Raw genomic sequence first — 16,430 nt, forward strand, 5'->3', positions numbered from 1 at the left:
GGGCGCGGTCCTGTTCTGCGCGCAAGCCAGCGGCGCGACGTGCCCCGGGTGGCCGACCGGCAGCAACTGGCAGACGTGGTCCGCGGTCGCCGGGACCGCGGTGGGCACCGGGACCGTCTGGACCGGCTACACCTCCCTGCAGAGCGGGATGTGGATCAGCGGCAGCCGGATGCTCTGGTTCGCGGGCGCGGCGGACGGCTCCAGCCAGGGCGTCGCCTGCCTCGACCTCTCCACCACCACGCCGAAGAGCTGCGGCTACACGGCGCGCACCGGGACCGTGACGCGCGCGGTCGGGTTCGGCGCGCAGATCGGCGGCACCGGGATCCCGGCCTCCGACGGCAACCTGTACGCCGCCGCGAGCAGCTCCGGCGCGGCGCTCCTCGTCTGCGTCACCCCCGCCGGCGCGGCCTGCGCGGATGTGACGCTGAACCCGAGCGGATGGACGAGCTCGAGCTACTACGTAGCCTCCACCTACGGGGACTACGTGTTCGCCAGCATGCAGCAGACGACCGCGAACTCCTGGCTGACGTACTGCTACGACGTGAAGCTCCGCAGGCAGTGCAGGGACTCCGCGGGGGTGAGCGCCTGGCCGGTGAAGTCGTCGCCGGCGGCGGCGTACTCCGGGACCCCGTTCGCGCCCATCCTCTCGACGGCCGGGGCCGTGACCGGCGTCTGCACCATCACCAACGGAGCGGGGACCGCGTCCACCTGCTGGAACCTCAGCGGAGCGCTGCTCACCGCCGCCCAGAACCCGTACACCGGGACCGGCGCGAACTTCACCGCCGGCGGCTACCCCGCGGGTGAGGCGTTGATGACCGGCACGAAGGTGTTCCTCTCCAACGGCAACCAGGTCATCTGCCGCGATTTCGCCTCGTACTCGGGAAGCGGGACGGTGCCCGCCTGCGCCGGCTACACGAACGTGAGCAACACGACGAACTACACCGTGCGGCCGGCGACGGACCTCGCCTCCGACTGCATGGTGGCGACGGGCGACGGCGGCGTCATCACGTTCTTCCGCGCCTCCACCGGCGGCACCTGCACGGCGACCGCGCCGCAGACGGTCACGGTCACCCCGACGTCGTCCTACTGCGGGACGGGCAGCGCCTCGTTCACCCGGTGGGGCACCCTGAGCCTGCCGGGCCTCGTCACCTCGGCGTTCACGAACACCCTGGTGACTCTCACCGACCAGAACGGCGCCGCGATCGCCGGATACACCGGGGTCCGGCTCGCCGCGGGGGCGACGCTCTCGCTCGCGAGCGTGCCGAAGACGGTGACCTCCCTCACGGCCACCGTCACGGTCGAGGGCGTGTCCGATCCCACCGGCGTCGTCAACGGGCAGATCTCGGTCAGCTGGGTCGGCGATCCCGTGCAGCTGTGCTTCCGCACCACGGTTCCGCCCGTCGCCTGCGACGCGGCCTCGCCGCTGATGCTGTCGAACACGGCGAAGGCGGTGACCACCTCGGCCGCCGGCAGCGACTCCCCCAGCGGCAATGCGACCGGCGCCGTGCAGTTCTCGGTGCGGGCGGCTGCCTCCCAGTGCTCACTAGCCATCGCGAAGACCTCTGGCGTGCAGACCGCCCGGCCGGGAGAGAAGGTCGTCTACAGCATCACGGTGACGAACACCGGCTCGCAGGCGTACGGCAGCGCCGCGTTCTCCGACGACCTGACGGACGTGCTGAAGGATGCGACCTACAACGCCGACCAGACCGCCACCGCCGGCACGGCGAAGTACGCGCAGCCGGTCCTGTCGTGGACGGGCGCCCTGGCTCCTGCGGCGAGCGCCACCATCCGGTACTCCGTCACGCTGAAGAACCCGGACACCGGCGACCACGCGCTGCGGAACACCGTCGTGTCGACGTCGCCGGGCTCGAACTGCCCGACGGGGTCCACCGATCCGCGCTGCACGTCCGATGTGCCGGTGACGGTGTCCGATGTGCTCTGGCGCAAGGTGGATGCGACCGCGGCGGCGAACATCCTCTCGGGGGCCACCTGGAACTTCACACCGGTGGACGCCGCCGGCAAGCCCACCGGGCCCGCCATCGCGGTGACGGACTGCGTCGCGGATACGGCGGCCGCCTGCACCGGGGCCGACATCGAGCCGCTCGGCGGTGCGTTCCGGCTGACGAACCTCGGGCCGGGCACCTACCAGCTCGTCGAGACGCGGGCGCCGGTCGGCTTCCAGCTCAACCCGTCCCCCATCCCGGTGACCATCGCCGCGACGTCGACCACGGTGACGCTGCGCGACGTGGCCAACAAGCAGATGCCCGTGCCGCTGATCCCCCTCACGGGCGGGCTGGGCACGGACACGCTGACGTTCACCGGAGGGGCCTCCTCGCCGGCGTGCTCTGCGTCGCCGTCGTGCAGCTCGTGCTCCGTCGCCGGTCAGCCTGAGCTCCGGGCGACTGGAGCCCGATTGCGGGGTGCGCTGCGGCGGACGGCGGCTTACACTTGCTTTCGAACGTATGTTCGATTGGCGAGGTGAGCACATGACCGAGATCGACGAGGCGGTCGCCGTCTGGACGACCGACGACGGGGTGCCGACACGGCTGGTGTGGCGGGCGACCCGCTACCGCGTCTCCGACACGCCGACCGTCTGGGCGGAGGTGTGCGCCTGGTGGCGGCCGTTCGGCGAGCATCGCTACACGGTCGGGACACTTCCGCGCGAGATCGGCGGCTGGCGGTTCCAGGGCACCAGCGAGGACGGCGTCGCGCGCGTGTTCGACGTGCGGCACGATGCGGTCGACCGGTCGTGGCGACTGGTCCGCGTGTTCGACTGAGGCGGGGCGTGGCTCCCCGCCCCGGGCGTCCGTTCGCATAGCCTCCATCGGGTGATGGACGACCGCTACGGAACGGATGTGCTGGCCGGCGACTGGAAGAACGCCGGGCGCACCCCGTTCCCGCCGTCGAGGCGGTGAAGGATCTGGTGGTCGAGGAGGCCGGGACCGGCTTCTGCGGCGCGATCACCCGGCTCGAGGCGCAGACCGTCGAGTTGGAGGACTACTTCGGCAAGAAGCGCGTCTTCCCGCTGACCGGGTCGTTCCTCATCGACGGGAAGCCGGTGCGCCTCGTCGCGCCGTCGCGGGCGCAGGCCGGCCGGTCGCGCACGGCCTCCGGCTCGTTCGCGGTCGGCGAGCAGAAGGCGCGGATCGCGCGCGCCAGCCGCATCTTCGTCGAGGGGCGGCACGACGCCGAGCTCGTCGAACGCGTCTGGGGCGACGACCTGCGGGTGGAGGGCGTGGTCGTCGAGTACCTGGAGGGCGTCGACGACCTGGACGCGATCGTGAAGGAGTTCCGGCCGGACCGCGGCCGCCGGATCGGCGTGCTGGTGGACCACCTGGTCGCCGGGTCCAAGGAGAGCCGGATCGCCGAGCAGGTCGCCCGCGGACCGTACGGTGCGCACGTGCTCGTGGTCGGGCATCCCTTCGTCGACATCTGGCAGGCGGTGAAGCCGGCCCGGGTGGGGCTCTCGGCGTGGCCGGTGATCCCGCGGTCGGTGCCGTGGAAGCACGGCATCTGCGCGGCGCTCGGCCTGCCGCACGAGACGCAGGCGGACATCGCCCGCGCGTGGAAGCGCATCCTGGGCCAGGTGCGGTCGTACTCCGACCTCGAGCCGGAGCTGCTGGGGCGCGTGGAGCAGCTGATCGACTTCGTCACCGAGCCGTAGGCGCCGGTCACCACCCGTATTCGACGTACGACTCACCGCGCAGCAGTGCCTCGATGCCGTTCCGGATGACGGGGATGACGTCGTCCGGCAGCGCGGCGACGGGCGCCCACACCAGTTCGGAGGCCTTGTCCGGCTCGCCGATCACCGGCACTGTGCCGTCGGGCAGGTCGGCGGCGAAGAAGAAGTCGATGTAGGCGTCCCCGTCGGCGCGGCCGTGCTGCACGAGGGCGAGGCGCACGTCGTCGGCGGTGAGCGCCAGGCCGGTCTCCTCGCGCGCCTCCCGGAGCACCGCGGCGGTGGCGGACTCCCCCGGCTCGATGTGGCCGGCCGGGAGGGCGAGCTCGCCGTCGCGGTAGCCGGTCCCGTCGCGGCGCTGCAGCAGGATGCGGTCGCCGTCGAACAGGCAGAGGTAGACGGCGGCGGGGTACGTGGGGCGCACGCGTCCATTGTGCGCCGGCGACCGGTGTCGGTGCCCGGGGGTACAGTGCGGATGCGCGCTGCGCGTGCCTGCATTACCGGGTACGAAAACCCGAAATTGCATTTGCACTCTTCGAACATACGTTCGAAAATAGAAGGGTGTCCCTGGCAGCCCACCACCTCAGCGAACCGGTCGTCGACCGGGCGCAGGTGCACGAGCTGCAGACCCGCATCCGGCAGATGCAGGCCACCAAGCTCGAGAGCCGGACGCTGCAGACGCATCCCGCCCTCTCCCCGCTGCTGCCCGGCGGCGCGCTCAAGGCCGGCGCCGCGTACTCGGTGCGCGGGTCGACCACGCTGCTGATGGCCATGCTCGCCGGCCCGAGCGCCGCGGGGGCCTGGTGCGGCGTGGTCGGGATGCCCGACTTCGGCGCGGAGGCGGCCGGCCGGTTCGGGATCGACCTGGAACGGCTGGTACTGGTGCCGCATCCCGGCGACGACTGGCTGACCGTGACCGCGGCCGTCGTCGACGTGCTCAGCGTGGTCGTGGTCGCCCCGCCCTCCCGCGCGAAGGACGGCGACGTCGCCCGGCTCAGCGCCCGGCTGCGGCAGCGCGAGGCGACCCTCATCGTCGCGGGCGACTGGCCGCAGGTCGAGGCGACCCTCACGGTCTCGCGCAGCGGCTGGGACGGCCTCGGGTCGGGCGACGGCTACCTCTCGTCGCGCCGGGTCACGGTGGAGTCCGCACCGCGCGGGGGCTCCGGGCCCCGCCGCACGGCCGACCTGTGGCTGCCCGCGGTCGACGAGAGCTTCCGCGCCTCCGCCCCCACCCGCCTCGAGGCGGTGGTCTAGATGGCCCCCGACGTCCGTCAGCCGGCCCCGCACGAGCCGGCCGTCACCCGTGCCATCGTGCTGTGGTGCCCCGACTGGCCGGTCATCGCGGCGCGGCAGGCGCTCGACCTGCCGGAGGACCTGCCGCTGGCGCTGGTCGACAAGGGCGTCGTGTTCGCGTGCTCCGAAGCCGCGCGCGCCGACGGCGTGAAGCGCGGACTCCGGATGCGCGAGGCGCAGGCCCGCTGCCCGCAGCTGGAGGTCGTGCCGTACGACCCGGTGCAGGATGCGCGCGCGTTCGAGCCGGTGCTCGCCGCGATCGAGGAGATCACGCCCGGCGTGCAGCCGGTGCGCCCGGGCACGTGCGTGCTGCGGGCGCGCGGCCCCGCACGCTACTACGGGGGCGAAGAGGAGGCGGCCGCCGAGTTGCTGCGCTGCCTGGAGATCTTGGGGCTCCCGGATGCTCGGGTCGGCATCGCCGACGGGCCGTTCGCCGCCGAGCAGGCCGCCCGTTCCACCGGCCGCGCACGCATCCGGGTGATCCCGGCGGGTGGCTCCCCCGCTTTCCTGGCGCCCCTGCCGGTCTCGCAGCTGGGCCTCGCCGACCTCACCCCGCTGCTGCGCCGGCTCGGGCTGCACACCCTCGGCGACATCGCCGCGCTCTCGCGGGTCGACATGCGCGAGCGGTTCGGCGAGCGGGGCGAGCACGCGCACACACTCGCCAGCGGTCTCGACGGCGCCGCCGTCGTGCCGCGCACCCCTCCGAAGCAGCTCGACCGCGCGATCGAGTTCGAGCCGCCGCTCGACCGCGTCGACCAGGTCACCTTCGCGGTCCGCGGCACGGCGGAGCAGTTCGTCGCCGGCCTCACCAAGGCGGGGCTGGTGTGCACGTCGCTGCGGGTCGAGGTGACCGACGAGTCGGGCCGCGTCAGCGACCGCACCTGGCTGCATCCGCGGCTGTTCTCCGCTCCCGATGTGGTCGACCGGGTGCGCTGGCAGCTGCAGGGCGCCGGCGCGATCGACTCGGGCCTGGCATCCCCCATCGCGCGCGTGGTGCTCGAGCCCGAGGCGGTCGACGACATCGGCCACCACGAAGACGGCTTGTGGGGCGGCGGCGGCGACGAGCGCATCCACCACGGCCTCACCCGCGTGCAGAGCATGCTCGGGCACGAGGCCGTTGTGACGGCCACGATCGCCGGCGGACGGGCGCCGGGCGAGCGACAGGTGCTGGTGCCGTGGGGCGACCGCGCGGTGGGTGTCGCCCGCGTCGACCGTCCGTGGCCGGGGTCGCTGCCCGCGCCGGCGCCGTCGACCGTGTTCGAGGTGCCGCGTCCCGTCGCGGTGCTGACGGAGGACGGCGCCTCGGTCGACGTCACCGACCGGGGCGACGTGACGGCGCCGATCGCACGCTTCTCCCCCACCGGCCAGGCGCGGGATGCGCGCCCGGTCGACTCCTGGGCCGGCCCCTGGCCGGTGCGCGAGCGGTGGTGGGATGCGTCCCTCTCCCGCGCGATGCACCGGTTCCAGCTGGTCGACGCGGACGGGACGGCGTGGCTGGTCGCCCTCGCCGGCTCCGGCTGGTTCGCGGAAGCGCGGTACGACTGATGGACGGGGCCGGCTGATGGGCTTCGACAACCCGCCCATCCCGTGGGCCGAGTTCGAGCGCCGGCTCTCGGGGCGGCGCACCGCTCAGCCGACCGACGAGCGGCCGTCGTCGCGCAAACGGCAGAAGTACGTGCCCCAGCCGATACCGGAGGCGCCGGGCGGCGACGCCGTGCCGTACGCCGAGCTGCACGCGCACAGCAACTTCAGCTTCCTCGACGGCGCCTCCTCGCCCGAGGAGCTGCTCGAGGAGGCCACCCGGCTGAACCTGCACGCGCTCGCACTCACCGACCACGACGGGCTCTACGGCGTCGTGCACCTGGCCGAGGCGGCGGAGGCCTACGACCGCGTCAAGACCGTGTTCGGCGCAGAGCTGTCCCTGTCGCTGACCAAGCCGCAGAACGGCGAACCCGACCCCGAGGGCAGCCACCTCGTGGTGCTCGGCCGCCGGCAGGAGGGCTACCACCGGCTCGCCGCCGCGATCACCGCGGGGCAGCTCGAGGGCTCCGAGAAGGGCCGCCCGGTGTACCGGATCGACGAGCTGGCCGACCAGGCGCAGGGCGAGTGGATGGTGCTGACCGGCTGCCGCAAGGGCGACGTCCGCCTCGCCCTGGCCGAGCACGGCGAGCGGGCCGCCGAGCGCGAGGTGGCCCGACTGGCCGAGCTGTTCGGCCGCGACAACGTGCTGGTGGAGCTGATCGACCAGGGCGGCCCCCGCGACTCCACCGACAACGACATCCTCGCCCGGATCGCCGCGCGGCTGGGGCTGCCGACCGTCGCGACCAACAACGTCCACTACGCGAGCCCGGCGCAGTACCCGCTCGCGACCGCGGTCTCCGCCGTGCGCGCGCGGCGCAGCCTCGACGAGCTCGACGGCTGGCTGCCCGCCGCCGGCGCCGCCCACCTGCGCAGCGGCGCCGAGATGGCGCGCCGCTTCGCCCGCTACCCCGGCGCCGTCGAGCGCACCGTCGAGATCGCCGACGACCTCGCCTTCCGCCTGCGCAGCGCGAGGCCGCGGCTGCCGAAGCAGGACGTGCCCGACGGGCACACGCCCATGAGCTGGCTGCGCGAGCTCACCTGGCGGGGAGCCGCCGAGCGCTACCCCGACCTCGACCGCAACCCCGCGAAGCGCGAGCGCATCGAGCGCGAGCTGGATGTGATCGAGGCGAAGGACTTCCCCGGTTACTTCCTCATCGTCCACGACATCGTCCGGTTCGCCCGCAGCCAGGGCATCCTCTGCCAGGGCCGCGGGTCGGCCGCCAACTCGGCGGTGGTCTACCTGCTCGGGATCACGGCGGTCGACTCGATCAAGTACGACCTGCCGTTCGAGCGGTTCCTCTCCAGCATGCGCGAGGAGGAGCCCGACATCGACGTCGACTTCGACTCCGACCGGCGCGAGGAGGTCATCCAGTACGTCTACCGCAAGTACGGCCGCCACAACGCCGCCCAGGTCGCCAACGTCATCACCTACCGGCCCAAGAACGCGGTGCGCGACATGGCCAAGGCGCTCGGCTACTCCACCGGCCAGCAGGACGCCTGGAGCAAGCAGATCGACTCGTGGGGCTCCGTCCAGACCAGCGACGACCACGACATCCCGGACGACGTGGTGGGCCTCGCGCAGCAGGTGCTGACGTTCCCGCGGCACCTCGGCATCCACTCGGGCGGCATGGTGCTGACCGACCGGCCCGTCGGCGAGGTGTGCCCGATCGAGCACGCCCGCATGGAGAACCGCACGGTGCTGCAGTGGGACAAGGACGACTGCGCCTGGATGGGCCTGGTCAAGTTCGACCTGCTCGGCCTCGGGATGCTGTCGGCGCTCGACTACTCGATGCGCACGATCGAGGCCTCGCTCGGCGAGAAGTGGACGCTGGAGACCATCCCGAAGGAGGAGGCGGGCGTCTACGACATGCTCTGCCGGGCCGACTCGATCGGCGTCTTCCAGGTCGAGAGCCGCGCCCAGATCGGCACCCTGCCCCGCCTGCAGCCGCGCAGCTTCTACGACCTGGTGATCGAGATCGCGCTGATCCGGCCGGGGCCCATCCAGGGCGGCGCCGTGCACCCGTACATCCGCCGCAAGCTCGGGAAGGAGCCGGTCACCTACCTGCACCCGGCGCTGGTCCCGGTGCTGGAGCGCACCATGGGCGTCCCGCTGTTCCAGGAGCAGCTGATGCAGATGGCGGTCGCGGTCGGCGACTGCACCGCGGAGGACGCCGACCAGCTGCGCCGCGCGATGGGCTCCAAACGGGGCGTGGAGAAGATCGACGCGCTGAAGGCGAAGCTCTACGAGGGGATGGCGCACAACGGCATCGTCGGGGACGACGCCGACGCGATCTACGGCAAGATCGAGGCCTTCGCGAGCTTCGGTTTCGCCGAGAGCCACGCGATCAGCTTCGCGCTGCTGGTGTACGTGAGCTCGTGGATGAAGCTGCACTACCCGGGCGCGTTCCTGGCCGGCCTGCTCCGGGCGCAGCCGATGGGCTTCTACTCGCCGCGCACGCTGACCGCCGACGCCCGGCGGCACGGCGTGGTGGTGCAGCGGCCGGACATCCAGCGGTCGGGCGTCTTCCCGCTGCTCGAGCCGCTCGACGACGCACGCCCGGGGCCGACCGGCACCGACCCGTGCCTCGAGACCGAGCAGCCGCCGATCGACCCGTTCGACCCGGCGGTGCCGCTCGACTTCGGGGCGCACCGGCGCGACGGCGGCCACGCCGTGCGGCTGGGGCTCGCGGGCGTCACGTCCATCGGCGAGAGGCTCGCCGAGCGGATCGTCGCCGAACGCGAGGCGTACGGCCCCTACCGCGACCTCGGCGACCTGGCCCGCCGCGCCGGCCTCAACACCGGCCAGCTGGAGGCGCTCGCCGCGGCCGGCGCGTTCGAGGGCTTCGACCTGAGCCGCCGTCAGGCGATCTGGGAGGCCGGCAACGCCGCCCAGGAACGCCCCGAGTACCTGGCGGGCACGGCGATCACGGTGCAGCCGCCGCTGCTGCCGATGCTCTCCCCGCCGAGCAGCTGGCGAGCGACCTCTGGTCGACCGGGATCTCGACGGACGACCACCCCATCCGGTTCCTGCGGCCGGCGCTCGCGGCGCGTGGCGTGTACCCGGCCGACGCGCTCGCCGCCGGGGAGTCCGGCCGCCGCATCGAGGTCGGCGGCGTGGTGACGCACCGCCAGCGGCCCGCGACCGCGGCCGGCGTGACCTTCCTCAACATCGAGGACGAGACCGGGATGGTGAACGTGGTCTGCCCGGTCGGGGTGTGGAACCGCTACCGCCGTGTGGCGCGGCAGGCCCCCGCGATGATCGTCCGCGGCATCCTGGAGCGGAGCGAGGAGGGCGTGGTCAACGTGGTGGCCGACAAGCTCGAGGCGCTCGACACCGGCATCCGCACCGTCTCCCGCGACTTCCGCTGACCGCCGCTCAGTCGTCCTCGAAGCGCAGGTGCCGCACGCTGCGGCCGTTGCGGCGCACCAGGCGCAGCGCCTCCACGCCGATCCGGATGTGCGGCTCGACGAAGTCGCGCGTCACGCCCCGGTCGCTCTCCTCGGTCTTCACGCCCTCCGGGGTCATCGGCTGGTCGGAGACGAGCAGCAGCGCGCCGCTCGGGATGCGGTTGGCGAACCCCGCGGCGAAGACCGTCGCCGTCTCCATGTCCACCGCCATGCACCGCGACCGGCGGAGGTACTCCTTGAAGGTCTCGTCGTGCTCCCACACCCGGCGGTTGGTCGTGTAGACCGTGCCCGTCCAGTAGTCCTGCTTGAAGTCGCGGATCGTCGACGACACGGCACGCTGCAGCTGGAACGCGGGCAGCGCGGGGACCTCCGGCGGCAGGTAGTCGTTCGAGGTGCCCTCGCCGCGGATGGCCGCGATCGGCAGCACCAGGTCGCCCACCCGGCTCTTCCGCTTCACGCCGCCGCACTTTCCGAGGAACAGCGCCGCCTTGGGGCAGATGGCCGACAGCAGGTCGAGCACGGTCGCGGCGTTCGGGCTGCCCATCCCGAAGTCGATCATCGTGATGCCGTCGGCGGTCGCGTTCGGCATCGACCGGTCCCGGCCGCGCACCTCGGTGCCGTACCATTCCGCGAAGCGTTCGACGTAGTCGCCGAAGTTGGTCAGCAGGATGTGCTCGCCGAACTCCTCCAGCGGCGTCCCGGTGTAGCGGGGCAGCCAGTCGCGGACGATCTGCTCCTTGCCGCGCATCGACACGTTGGGCGGGACCGTGATCGCCGTGTCGGCCGTGTTCTCCGCATCCACCATGGTGCCGTGTCCTCTGCCGCTCCGGGCCGCGCCTAGCCGGCGACCGACGTGCCGAGCAGCGAACCGACCGCGAACGTGGCCGCCAGCGCCAGCGCGCCGCCCACCACCACGCGCACCATGGCACGGCCGCGGGAGCTGCCCCCGATCCACGCCGCGACGTAGCCGGTGATCGCCAGCGCGATCAGCACCGCGACGAAGGTGACCGGGATGCGCACCTCGGCCGGCAGCAGGATGGTCAGCATCGGGAGCACCGCGCCGATGGTGAACGCGATGGCGGAGGCGATCGCGGCGTGCCACGGGCTCACCACGTCGTTCTCGTCGATCCCCAGCTCGGCGCTCAGGTGGGCGGCCAGCGCGTCGTGCTCGGTGAGCTCCACCGCGACCTGACGCGCGGTCGCCCGGGACAGGCCCTTCGCCTCGTACAGGCCGGTGAGCTCCTCCAGCTCCTTCTCCGGCATCTCGGCGAGCTCCCGGCGCTCCTTCGCGATCAGGGCGCGCTCGCTGTCGCGCTGGCTGCTCACCGAGACGTACTCGCCGAGGGCCATCGAGATCGCGCCACCGACCAGGGCGGCGAGGCCCGCGGTGACGATCGCGGGCACCGAGGTCGTCGCGCCGGCCACACCGACGACCACCGCCGCGACGGACACGATGCCGTCGTTCGCTCCCAGGACCCCCGCGCGCAACCAGTTGAGGCGCTGCGCCGTTCCCCCGCGGTGCGGTTCGTCGGCATGCTGTTCCGGCGCGGGCCCGGCGTCACCCATCGTGTCACTCATGCCCTCAGCCTAGGAAGGGCGGCGCGGCGGCGCCAGGAAGGTTCGGCGACCCTAATGTGCGCCCAGCCGCTTCCGCAGGAAGTCGATGCGCGCCTGCAGCTGCGTGACGCTCGCCTGGGCGACCGCCGGTCCCCCGCACACCCGCCGAAGTTCCGCGTGGATGAGCCCGTGCGGCTCGCCCGAGTTCTTCGAGTACAGCCCCACCAGGCTGTTCAGCAGCTGCCGCTGCTCCTTCAGCGTGCGGTGCAGCGGCGCGGGCGGGTGCCCCTCCGCCGCGGCCGGCCGCGACGAGTGCCGGCGGGCCTGCCGCTGCTGGCGCTGCAGCAGCAGCTCGTGCACCTGCTCCGGCTCGAGGATGCCCGGCAGCCCGATGAAGTCGTGCTCCTCGTCCGTGCCCGGAACCGCGAAGCTGCCGAACTCCTTGCCGTCGTAGAGCACCCGGTCGAAGTTGGCCTCCGACCCCAGCGCCTCGAACGCGAACTCCTCGGTCAGCGCCTCCGACGCCCGCTCCTCGCGGTTCGCCTCGGCGACCATCGCGTCCTCGGGGTTCCACAGGTCGCCCTCGGCGTTCTCGTCGGCCACTCGGTCGAGGGCGTGGTCGCGCTCCAGCTCCAGGGCGTTCGCCAGCGCCATCAGGGTCGGCACGTTCGGCAGGAACACCGACGCCGTCTCACCGCGCCGCCGGGCCCGCACGAAGCGGCCGATCGCCTGCGCGAAGAACAGCGGAGTGGATGCGCTCGTCGCGTAGACGCCCACGGCGAGCCGCGGCACGTCCACGCCCTCGGACACCATGCGCACCGCGACCATCCACCGCGACTCGCTCTTCGCGAACGCCTCGATCCGGTCGCTCGCCTCCTTCTCGTCCGAGAGCACCACGGTCACCGGTTCCCCGCTGATCTGCTGCAGCAGGTCGGCGTAGGCTCGAGCGGCGTAGTGGTCGGTCGCGATCACCAAGCCGCCGGCGTCGGGGATGGAGTTGCGCACCTCGGTGAGCCGCCGGTCGGCCGCCGACAGCACCGACGGGATCCACTCGCCGCGCGGGTCCAGCGCCGTGCGCCACGCCTGCGACGTGATGTCCTTGGTGTTCCCCTCGCCGAGCCGCGCCTCCATCTCGTCGCCGGTCTTCGTGCGCCAGCGCATGTGGCCCGCGTAGACCATGAAGATGACCGGGCGCACGACGCCGTCCTCGAGCGCGCGGCCGTAGCCGTAGTTGTAGTCGGTGACCGACGTGCGGATGCCCTGGCGGTCGGGCAGGTACGTCACGAACGGGATCGGCGCGGTGTCGGAGCGGAACGGCGTACCGGTGAGCGACAGCCGGCGGGTCGCGCGTTCGAAGGCGTCGCGGATGCCGTCGCCCCAGCTGAGCGCGTCGCCGCCGTGGTGCACCTCGTCGAGGATGACCAGCGTCTTGTGCCCCTCGGTGATGTCCTTGTGCAGGGACGGGCGCATCGCCACCTGCGCGTAGGTGACGGCGACCCCGCGGTAGTGGCGCGCGTAGCGCCCGTCGGAGTTCTTGAAGTCCGGGTCGAGGTGCAGTCCCACACGAGCGGCCGCCTCGGCCCACTGCCGCTTCAGGTGCTCCGTCGGAGCGACCACGGTCACCCGCTCGACGACGCGGCGCGACAGGAGTTCGGTCGCGAGGCGGAGCGCGAAGGTCGTCTTGCCGGCGCCGGGCGTCGCCGCGGCGAGGAAGTCGCGCGGCTCATGCACGAAGTACGCGTCGAGCGCCTCGGCCTGCCAGGCGCGCAGCTTGCCCGCCGTACCCCAGGCGGCGCGCTCCGGGAACGACGGCGAGAGGTGCTCCGCCGCGAAGCTTCCGGCATGCGCGCCCGGTCGCTCGTCGTCCTCCGGCCGGTCGTCCGGCTCGGGTATTGCTGTCGTCTCCACTTGGATCAAATCTACCCGAGAGCACCGACATGGCCGTCCGATGCAGAATGGAGCAATGGCCCAAGAACAGCACCCCTGGTCCCGCTACGTCGCCCTCGGAGACTCGTTCACCGAAGGCATCGGCGACCCGGAGCCGCGCAGCCCCGGGGGCCATCGCGGGTGGGCCGACCGCGTGGCGGAGGTGCTCAGCAGCCAGACGGAGGACTTCGCGTACGCGAACCTCGCCGTGCGCGGCAAGCTGATCAAGCAGATCCTCGACGAGCAGGTGGATGCGGCGGTCGCCCTCCGGCCCGACCTCATCACGATCTCGGCGGGCGGCAACGACGTCATCCGTCCCGGCACGGATCCCGACCAGATCGCGCGGCTGTTCGACGAGGCCGTGTCGCGGCTCAGCGTCGACGGCGCCACGATCGTGGTCTTCACCGGCGTCGACGTCGGCTTCTCGCCGGTGTTCCGCGGCATCCGCGGCAAGGTCGCGATCTACAACGAGAACGTCCGCGCCATCGCCGCCCGATACGACTGCATCGTCGCCGACCAGTGGGCGCTGACCGAGATCCAGGATGCGCGCATGTGGGCGCCCGACCGCCTCCACCTCGCTCCGCTCGGCCACCACACGGTCGCCCGGATGGTGCTCTCCGCGCTGAACGTCGAGAACGACCTGCAGCCGCTCGAACCGGAGCCGCTGCCCGTGCGCACGTGGCGCCAGGCCCGCTCGGAGGACCTGTCGTGGGCGCGCGAATACCTCGTCCCGTGGGTGCTCCGCCGCATCCGGCACCAGTCGTCGGGCGACCACATCACGGCGAAGCGTCCCGACGCGGGGCCGTTCCTGATCAGCGGCGACTGACGCGCGGAAGGGCGCTACGACCCCAGGCCCCCCGGATGCGCGAGCCGCCAGCCGAACCCCGGGTCCGGCACGTCCCTCGCCAGCGCGAGCGGCACGGCAACCGTCTTCCCGTTCAGGGTGAACGTGCCCTGACCGAGGATGTCGCCCGTGAAGCCGGACGACAGGGGACGCGTCTGCAGGTCCACCTGGATGGGCGTGTCCGACCACACCACGAACGACTTCGTCTCGGTGGCGATGAGCTTCGACGAGGCGCCCCACGCCGTCGTGTACGTGCCGAACGCCTGACCCTTCTCGACGGGCGTCACCGGATGGAAGCCGGCCTTCACGCTGGTCAGCAGCGCCTTCACCCCGGCCCACAGGTCGTCATGCGTCGGAGCGCCGAGCACCACGCCGAGCACGCGGACCTTCGTCGACCCGACCGGGACCTCGGCCGAGAACAGCAGGCAGTTGCCCGCCTCGTCGGTGTTGCCGGTCTTGATCCCGTCCACTCCCCCGAAGCCGAGCAGCGTATTGGTGTTGTCCTGCGATCCGGCGCCCGGCAGGGTGACGTTCTTCTGCGAGACGATGGCGGAGAGCGCGGGCGAGGCGAGCACGAGCTTCCCGATGCCGATCAGGTCCTTCGTCGTGCTCACATTGCCCGGGTCGAGCCCGTCCGGCGTGACGACCTTGGTGCCGGTGAAGCCCTTCTGCCGCAGCCAGTCGTTGGCCGCCTTCACGTACGCGTCGGTGGAGCCGTACGCCCAGTTCGCGAGCGAGATCGCGTAGTTGTTCGCCGAGGGCAGCAGCATCGCCTCCAGCGCCTGCTTCTCGGTCATCGAACTCCCCGCCACCACGGGCGCCCACGACCCGCCCGCGCCGATCACCTGGTTCCAGATGTCCACGTCGCGCTGCGTGAAGGCGATGTCCGGGCCGTCCTCCGTGCCGTTCAGCGGCTTCTTGTCGAGCACGACCAGCGCGGTGATCGTCTTGGTGACGCTGGCGATCGGGACGCTTGCGTCGCTCCCGTGCGACCCTGCCGCGCCCGGGTAGTCGGGGGCGACGAACGCCGAGGAGCCGTACGCGGGCCACGCCGGCTGCGCGGCGGGCTGTGTGAGCGTCTTCTCGTGCGCGATCACGGCCGCGGTCGCGGGGATGGGGGCCACGAGCGAACCGACGACGTAGACGAAGGCCACGAGGATGGCGGCCAGCAGTCCGAAGACCACGATCCGGCGGCGGCGGTACACGCTCGGCGAAAGACGGCGCGGCGGAACGGTCGGGACTTGCTGGGGCACCCTCGGATTTTAGCCGCGGCTACCGATGCGACGGCTGAGAACGCGCCCGCAGCGCCCACAACGCGACGGCGGAGGCGGACGCCACGTTGAGGGAGTCGACGCCGTGCAGCATCGGGATGGTGACCACCGTGTCCGCCGCCGCCAGCGCCCGCCTGCTCAGCCCGTCGCCCTCCGCGCCGAACACCATCGCGACGCGCTCGGGCGGATCCGCGGCGTACGCGTCGAGAGTTACGGCGTCATCGGCGAGGGCGAGCGCCGCGATGTCGAAGCCGGCGTCGTGCAGCAGCGGTGCCGCCGCATCCCACTCGGGCAGCCGGGTCCACGGCACCTGCAGGACCGTGCCCATGCTGACCCGCACGCTGCGGCGGTAGAGCGGGTCGGCGCAGCGGGGCGTCACGAGGACGGCGTCGGCGCCGAGCCCGGCCACCGCGCGGAAGATCGCGCCGACGTTCGTGTGGTCGACGATGTCCTCGAGCACGACGACGCGGCGCGCATCCCGCAGCAGGTCCGCGGGATCCGGCAGCTCCGGCCGGTGCATCGCCGCCAGCGCGCCGCGGTGCAGGTGGTACCCGGTGAGGCTCTCGAGCACGGCTGCGTCCCCGACGAAGACCGGCACATCGGGGAAGTCGGCGAGCAGCGGCTCGATGTCGGGCAGCCACTGCTCCTGCAGCAGCACCGACCGCGGGCGGTGCCCGGCGGCAAGCGCCCGCGTGATCACCTTCGTCGACTCGGCGATGTAGAGACCGCCGGCCGGCTCGGTCACCCGGCGCAGGGCGACGTCGGTCAGGCGGGAGTAGTCGGCCAGGCCGTCGGCGGTCAGGTCGTCGATGCGGTGCAGGAGCATGGCATCCACATTGCCAGGCCCACGAAACAAATCGGAAAACTGCGG

General features: G+C 72.4%; 11 protein-coding genes and 2 pseudogenes. 7 read left to right on the forward strand and 6 right to left on the reverse strand.

Annotated features, from left to right (window positions below):
* The first annotated feature begins 100 nt into the window (after positions 1–100).
* From ACQ86M_RS06725 to ACQ86M_RS06735, 3 genes and pseudogenes are all read left to right on the forward strand, one after another.
* Positions 101–2,482 carry a SpaA isopeptide-forming pilin-related protein gene (locus ACQ86M_RS06725; RefSeq protein WP_431247514.1) on the forward strand — a complete coding sequence of 794 codons (2,382 nt, stop codon included), beginning with the start codon at positions 101–103 and terminating at the stop codon, positions 2,480–2,482.
* Between the two features lie 4 nt (positions 2,483–2,486).
* Positions 2,487–2,777: a DUF6504 family protein gene (locus ACQ86M_RS06730; protein ID WP_431221301.1), complete on the forward strand. Its 291-nt coding sequence runs from the start codon at positions 2,487–2,489 to the stop codon at positions 2,775–2,777.
* A 54-nt stretch (positions 2,778–2,831) separates the two neighbouring features.
* Positions 2,832–3,664 (forward strand): annotated as a pseudogene (locus ACQ86M_RS06735) (DUF3097 domain-containing protein).
* Between the two features lie 7 nt (positions 3,665–3,671).
* On the opposite strand, the gene ACQ86M_RS06740 reads toward ACQ86M_RS06735, so the two are convergent.
* Positions 3,672–4,103 carry an NUDIX hydrolase gene (locus ACQ86M_RS06740; RefSeq protein ID WP_431247515.1) on the reverse strand — a complete coding sequence of 144 codons (432 nt, stop codon included), beginning with the start codon at positions 4,101–4,103 and terminating at the stop codon, positions 3,672–3,674.
* A 137-nt stretch (positions 4,104–4,240) separates the two neighbouring features.
* Here ACQ86M_RS06740 and ACQ86M_RS06745 point away from each other — a divergent pair, with 137 nt between their 5' ends.
* The 3 genes and pseudogenes from ACQ86M_RS06745 (at position 4,241) to ACQ86M_RS06755 (ending at position 9,922) form a co-directional block, all read left to right on the forward strand.
* The gene (locus ACQ86M_RS06745) at positions 4,241–4,933 is read left to right on the forward strand and encodes a hypothetical protein (protein WP_431247516.1); all 693 of its coding nucleotides are present in this window, start codon (positions 4,241–4,243) and stop codon (positions 4,931–4,933) included.
* On the forward strand, positions 4,934–6,517 hold the full coding sequence (locus ACQ86M_RS06750; RefSeq protein ID WP_431247517.1) for a DNA polymerase Y family protein: 1,584 nt from the start codon (positions 4,934–4,936) through the stop codon (positions 6,515–6,517).
* Positions 6,518–6,533: 16 nt separating this feature from the next.
* A pseudogene (locus ACQ86M_RS06755) lies at positions 6,534–9,922 on the forward strand (error-prone DNA polymerase).
* A 7-nt stretch (positions 9,923–9,929) separates the two neighbouring features.
* On the opposite strand, the gene ACQ86M_RS06760 reads toward ACQ86M_RS06755, so the two are convergent.
* From ACQ86M_RS06760 to ACQ86M_RS06770, 3 genes are read right to left on the reverse strand one after another with little or no spacing between them, the layout of a single operon-like run.
* Positions 9,930–10,766, reverse strand: coding sequence for an AMP nucleosidase (locus ACQ86M_RS06760; protein WP_431247518.1), 837 nt, complete (start codon positions 10,764–10,766; stop codon positions 9,930–9,932).
* Positions 10,767–10,798: 32 nt separating this feature from the next.
* Entirely contained in the window at positions 10,799–11,539 is a 741-nt protein-coding gene (locus ACQ86M_RS06765; protein WP_431247519.1) for a VIT1/CCC1 transporter family protein, read from the reverse strand.
* 51 nt (positions 11,540–11,590) lie between these two features.
* Positions 11,591–13,411, reverse strand: a complete 1,821-nt coding sequence (locus ACQ86M_RS06770) for a DEAD/DEAH box helicase (RefSeq protein WP_431221436.1) — start codon at positions 13,409–13,411, stop codon at positions 11,591–11,593.
* A 70-nt stretch (positions 13,412–13,481) separates the two neighbouring features.
* Here ACQ86M_RS06770 and ACQ86M_RS06775 point away from each other — a divergent pair, with 70 nt between their 5' ends.
* Positions 13,482–14,270, forward strand: coding sequence for an SGNH/GDSL hydrolase family protein (locus ACQ86M_RS06775; protein ID WP_431247520.1), 789 nt, complete (start codon positions 13,482–13,484; stop codon positions 14,268–14,270).
* A gap of 14 nt (positions 14,271–14,284) precedes the next feature.
* Here the strand turns inward: ACQ86M_RS06775 and ACQ86M_RS06780 are convergent, their stop codons facing one another.
* Together ACQ86M_RS06780 and ACQ86M_RS06785 are read right to left on the reverse strand one after the other, a co-directional pair.
* Positions 14,285–15,541, reverse strand: a complete 1,257-nt coding sequence (locus ACQ86M_RS06780) for a D-alanyl-D-alanine carboxypeptidase family protein (RefSeq protein ID WP_431247521.1) — start codon at positions 15,539–15,541, stop codon at positions 14,285–14,287.
* 19 nt (positions 15,542–15,560) lie between these two features.
* The gene (locus ACQ86M_RS06785; RefSeq protein ID WP_431247522.1) at positions 15,561–16,385 is read right to left on the reverse strand and encodes a TrmH family RNA methyltransferase; all 825 of its coding nucleotides are present in this window, start codon (positions 16,383–16,385) and stop codon (positions 15,561–15,563) included.
* Positions 16,386–16,430 lie beyond the last annotated feature (45 nt).

It is taken from the genome of Leifsonia xyli subsp. cynodontis (genome assembly GCF_050632205.1).
GTDB classification, from domain to species: Bacteria; Actinomycetota; Actinomycetes; order Actinomycetales; family Microbacteriaceae; genus Leifsonia; species Leifsonia xyli_D.